Source organism: Vibrio sp. V19_P1S1T109, from assembly GCF_002241375.1.
GTDB lineage: Bacteria > Pseudomonadota > Gammaproteobacteria > Enterobacterales > Vibrionaceae > Vibrio > Vibrio anguillarum.
In genome coordinates this window covers 1-4,899 of record NZ_NDIM01000179.1, presented here as the reverse complement: position 1 = coordinate 4,899, position 4,899 = coordinate 1, and the positions used below count along the sequence as shown (strand labels likewise).

6 protein-coding genes are annotated in these 4,899 nt (G+C 44.4%); 2 read left to right on the top strand and 4 right to left on the bottom strand.

Annotation, left to right across the window (positions count from 1 at the left end):
- Positions 1 to 105 precede the first annotated feature (105 nt).
- Entirely contained in the window at positions 106 to 582 is a 477-nt protein-coding gene (locus B9J87_RS08475; RefSeq protein ID WP_010320725.1) for a MarR family winged helix-turn-helix transcriptional regulator, read from the top strand.
- Between the two features lie 78 nt (positions 583 to 660).
- Here B9J87_RS08475 and B9J87_RS08470 read toward each other — a convergent pair whose 3' ends face one another.
- On the bottom strand, positions 661 to 1,050 hold the full coding sequence (locus tag B9J87_RS08470) for a MarR family transcriptional regulator (RefSeq protein ID WP_161439660.1): 390 nt from the start codon (positions 1,048 to 1,050) through the stop codon (positions 661 to 663).
- A gap of 199 nt (positions 1,051 to 1,249) precedes the next feature.
- Between B9J87_RS08470 and B9J87_RS08465 the strand changes: the two genes are divergently transcribed.
- A complete protein-coding gene (locus B9J87_RS08465) occupies positions 1,250 to 1,915 on the top strand; it encodes a DUF2982 domain-containing protein (protein WP_064625306.1) in 666 nt (221 codons plus the stop codon).
- Between the two features lie 47 nt (positions 1,916 to 1,962).
- On the opposite strand, the gene B9J87_RS08460 is transcribed toward B9J87_RS08465, so the two are convergent.
- From B9J87_RS08460 to B9J87_RS08450, 3 genes are all read right to left on the bottom strand, one after another.
- On the bottom strand, positions 1,963 to 2,619 hold the full coding sequence (locus B9J87_RS08460; protein WP_013856747.1) for an MBL fold metallo-hydrolase: 657 nt from the start codon (positions 2,617 to 2,619) through the stop codon (positions 1,963 to 1,965).
- A 75-nt stretch (positions 2,620 to 2,694) separates the two neighbouring features.
- Entirely contained in the window at positions 2,695 to 3,237 is a 543-nt protein-coding gene (locus tag B9J87_RS08455) for a DUF882 domain-containing protein (protein ID WP_094150194.1), read from the bottom strand.
- Positions 3,238 to 3,457: 220 nt separating this feature from the next.
- On the bottom strand, positions 3,458 to 4,899 hold a 1,442-nt coding region (locus tag B9J87_RS08450), incomplete at its 5' end, for a L,D-transpeptidase family protein (protein ID WP_094150192.1).

The window sequence follows — 4,899 nt, the reverse complement described above, 5'->3', positions numbered from 1 at the left end:
CATCATCTTAGACCAGAACAAAAGAGGTCGAATGCTACTTTTCAAGTGAAAAGAACTGCGCTATGGTCCCCGCTTATTAATAACTTTCTTTTTGGGACAATGAGTTTGGAAAAACATGAAGAAGTTTTGATCTCAATTCGACAAATTATTCGCGCAATTGATCTGCACTCTAAAAAACTGAATAGAGACGCTGGGCTTACTGGTCCCCAGCTTATTCTAATGCGTTCAATTCAAACCCTTGGTGAGGTGACTATACGCACATTGTCGGATCATACGAACATGAGCCAGGCCACTGCCACCACCATTTTGGATAGATTAGAGCGCAACGGATACGTACAGCGAATTCGCAGCAATACCGATAAACGAAAAGTGCACGCCCATTTAACGGACGAAGGTAAGAAGCTGCTAGAAAAGGCACCGCAACCATTGCAAGAAAGCTTTGTCGAACAATTTAGGCAGCTTCAAGAGTGGGAGCAAAGCCTGTTGCTCTCATCAGTACAACGTTTATCTTCTATGATGAATGCCGAAAACATAGATGTCGCGCCGATGCTCGAAATTGGCTCTATTACCAAAGAAGAGTAGCTTTGATTGCATTTTAAAATTTGATCGTAAAAAAGCCTCGGGGCTACCGAGGCTAATTCATTCACAACGAACAGCAGATTAAATGGCTTTATAGATAACTTTGTTGCCTGCTAACTGCTCTTTCACTACCAGATTTTCTTCTACTAGTTTCTTGAGTGCGCCAGTGGCCCAAGCGGCAGCTTTCGCATCTTCTTGACCAGCACTTAAGCCGATCGATTTAGGATTCATACCTTCTGTGTGGTTAGCGACGATATCTAAAACCTGTTGCTGTTTTGGCGTTAACGCAACATCCACTTTTTTAGAGTTCGCCGCAGCTTTCTCCACAACTACTTTTGTTGCAGCGGTTTTTGCTACGGTCGATTGCGCTGTTACAGGCTTTGCTGATTGAGAGGCGATCAAGTTTGCAACAGTCGCTTTAATACGCTTTTGCAATTTTGCCTGCACCTTACGCTTATGAGCAAGTCTCATCGAATATTTCTCCATTTCACTGCGTTTCAAGCAGTGGTGAAAATTTGAAGCGCGTTTTATATCAAAAATCGTCCTCGATTTGTAGGGCATAGCACAGATTGAGGGGCAAAAACGCATTTTGATGCGGTAACTGACTACAATTTATACAGGTCGCAACAGCCAACAACGATGCTGTAGCTCGAAGGAGTTTCACTGGTTTATGCACACCCAACATTTGTCTAATACGCGCTTTTCTCTGCAATCACCTGTGGTTAAATGGGTCAATACGACTTGTATCATCGCTTCAATTTGCATTGTCATGTTCTCATCCAACATTATTCATGCGCTGCTGTTAGTAAGTGCACTGGCAGTGACTCTAATCACCTTCTATCTTTTGATTTTGAAAGGAAAAGTTAGCTACACCCTAACCGCTACCCATTTTCAGCAGCATCTCTTTAAAGGAGGTTGGGTCGTAAAATGGAACAATATTAGCCGCATTGGGGTATGCAGTTATGAATATCATGGTTGGCACCAACCTTTGCCTTGGATTGGGATCAAACTGAAGGATTATTCACCTTACCTTGAGAGTGTGTGTCCCAGAATCGCTAGTGAGATCTTGCTCAGCCAGCGCGCGCTGCTCTACTTAGGAGCAAAACAACAGCGCAAAGAGACTCAATTTGAAGACTTGGTACTCGACAACGCACCTTACACTGCGCCAAACGGTAATTACTATCATGGTCTTATGGCAATGTTAGCCAATCGGATGCGCTATCAACGGCAATTTTTTGATTATGATATTTTTATCTCAGCGCACGATCTGGATCGTGACGCCGAGGCGTTTGTAGGGCTGATTCGGCGCTACCTCGCGGCGGCCGAACCAGACTAAGACATGATTTAATGGGCGCAGAAGGAACACTCTGAGCCTAATCAAGATCAATACAGAGGCATTTCATCTGCGACATAAGGGTTATTGGCACGTTCACGGCCAAAAGTCGATTGCGGACCATGGCCGGGCACAAACGTCACATCGTTGCCAAGTGGCCATAGCTTAGTTTTGATCGAGTGAATAAGGGTATTGAAATCACCTTGCGGGAAATCCGTACGGCCGATACTACCGTTAAACAATACATCACCAACAAACGCCAATTTCGCTTGCTGGCTAAACAGCACCACGTGACCGGGCGTGTGGCCGGGCGTGTGCAATACTTGTAGAGTTTGAAGGCCAAACTTCACTTCATCACCGTCATTAAGCCATTGGGTAGGTTCAAAGGCTTCCGTCAGTGGAAAACCAAACATTTTGCTTTGACCTTCGAGGCCTTGTAGCCAGAAGTTGTCCGCTTTATGTGGTCCAATAATATCGACGCCGCCCAACTGCTGCGCCAGCGGTTCGGTTCCACCGACATGATCTAAATGACCATGAGTAAGAACCAAACTGACCACTTTTACCCCGAGTTCATTGATCAACATCACGAGCTGTTTCACATCACCGCCGGGGTCAACCACGATCCCTTCCATGGTGTCATCACACCAAACGATAGAACAGTTTTGAGAGAAGGAAGTGACGGGCACCACTTGATACTTTAACGACATACTAAAACCTTGTTCGAATTCGCAGTTGGCCGAACTATGACATTGACACTTTCATTTGACAAGTCACGAACAGCCTTATGACCAATGACGTACAGGCCCAGTATCAATGTGCACAAAATCACTGCTAGGATAATAACCAACACCGCCAGCGCCCAATTCGATCGCCGCTTCGCGTACTTGACTCAACTGAACACCATCTAACCGAAAATCAATTGCTTGGCCTAGCATATGGAAACTTTTCTTAGCAACCCCAGAGGAGTGAGTGCGCAACATTTCATTGGTGGCAGGAGATCGATAACCAGAGATGATTTGTACTTCCGCTTGAGTGCCAAGTAGAGATTGAATTTTCGATATTTGGTCAAATAGATTTTTGTCCATTGGATGGACTTCGTTGCGGCGGAAATCACGGCAAATATGGTTGAGCCGATCAAGCTCAGATCGAACATAACGAACACCGTTGAAATAACAGGTTTCAAGTGTTTCACCGGTATGTAAATTATTCATCGAAAGTATGCGAGAGGTTTCAGGGTACGATGCCAATACTATTTGGGGGGCACACGCCGCTACAACTACACCACTACCAGCCAATTTTATAAAGTGACGACGAGAAACTAACAAGGTTGGATACCTTCACAACTGAATTTATTTTCAACAAGCCCGGACACTACCGGACTCCATTGTGAAGATCAAATGCATAAATTGTGCTCGAAATGCTCAAGAGAGAGCTACAGCATCGTTACTCTTTGAACATAAAAGAGATCTTTATTAAGTCATTTTTTGGTAAATTGAGAGACGCATCCCTGCTTACTTAGGTGACCACTGTTTTAGCAGTATCCATTCACCCATTACTGGTACTGAATGCATCATAACGATAGATATCATCTCGGTAGTGCAGTTCCCCACCTTCATACCAAACGGTTTGATAGATGATGTGTACGGGGATGCGCTGCTTTAATGGGATCGTGCCATTCGCTGGCCCTTCTTTACCCGTTAATTTATCACCATTAATACCTTGGGTTTCTAATATCATCGAAGCAAACTTATCGGCATTTTGTACTCGAATGCAACCCGAACTAAAGGCTCGCGACGTATTATTGAATAGGTATTTACTCGGCGTATCATGTAGGTAAATCGCTCTGCGATTGGGCGTATTAAATTTATACAGACCTAATGCATTATCTTGCCCGGCTTGCTGACGCATTCGGTAGGGAAAAGAGGCCGGATTCACCGCAGACCAGTTGATGTTGCTTGGGTCAATTTGATCATTCGAACGCCAGCTCGAAACAATATCAATATTGTGTTGACGCAAATAGTTTTGATCTTTTTTTACCATCGGCAGAATATCTTCAACCATGATTTTGTGTGGCACATTCCACGTCGGGTTTAGGATCAAAGAATCTAATTTGGTGCTCATGAGTGGCGTTTTGCGTGAAACTCGGCCCACCACCACTTTAGACTGAAAGACTTCTTTACCTAAATACCAGTAGCGCATATCAAAACTGGGAACGTTGACTACGATCTGTGTCTCTTTTGATTCTGGCCACAAACGAGTTCGCTCTGCATTTAATGCCAACATAGACAGGCGTGCCTGCAAAGACAAATTTAACCACTTTAAGGTCTCGGGGCCAATCATGCCATCAGCTTTTAAACCGTGCATCGCTTGAAACTCTTTCACAGGTTTGACCAAGCTGTTGTCATACCAAGTTACGTCGTCACGCACTGTGCTAACATCGATATTAACTAATGATAAGCGGGCAATAAGCACACTACGTTGTGAGAGCTTATCGCCAGGTTTTTTTAACCCTTTTTGGCTGTACAACGAGAGCGCTGCATTTTCAGTACTGAGCAGAAAATCATAGGCGTGTAGCAGTTGATCATAAGCCGCGTTGTTGGGCGCATAGCCATTGAGCAGATCGCCGATACTGTTAACTTCTACCGCAACATGAAGAGCGAACAAGGCTTCTTGGCTTGGTGGAGCAATGGCAGAGTTGAGCTTACGTTCAAAGAACCAAGCCATACCGACTTTGGGAGCTTGCTCGGCATAACTCAAATACAAAAGTAAAGTATCGGTTGCCAGCAGATCGTATTCGTTAAACGCTTTCTGTTCACGATACGCCTTCATTTGCGCTAACTGGCGTGAAAATAAAGGGCTAAAACCCGCTCGGCGAATTACTTCCAATTGATGTTCAAATTGACGAACAATCTGCTCATCTTGCCAAATGCGCTGATTCTCATTCTCTTGGTAAATTCGTTCGACTAAATGAGGATATTGGATAAAAG

Bases quoted from the DNA above. Each gene is read 5' to 3' on its own strand.
- B9J87_RS08460 (WP_013856747.1), bottom strand. From the start codon at position 2,619: ATGTCGTTAAAGTATCAAGTGGTGCCCGTCACTTCCTTCTCTCAAAAC.
- B9J87_RS08470 (WP_161439660.1), bottom strand. From the start codon at position 1,050: ATGAGACTTGCTCATAAGCGTAAGGTGCAGGCAAAATTGCAAAAGCGT.
- B9J87_RS08465 (WP_064625306.1), top strand. From the start codon at position 1,250: ATGCACACCCAACATTTGTCTAATACGCGCTTTTCTCTGCAATCACCT.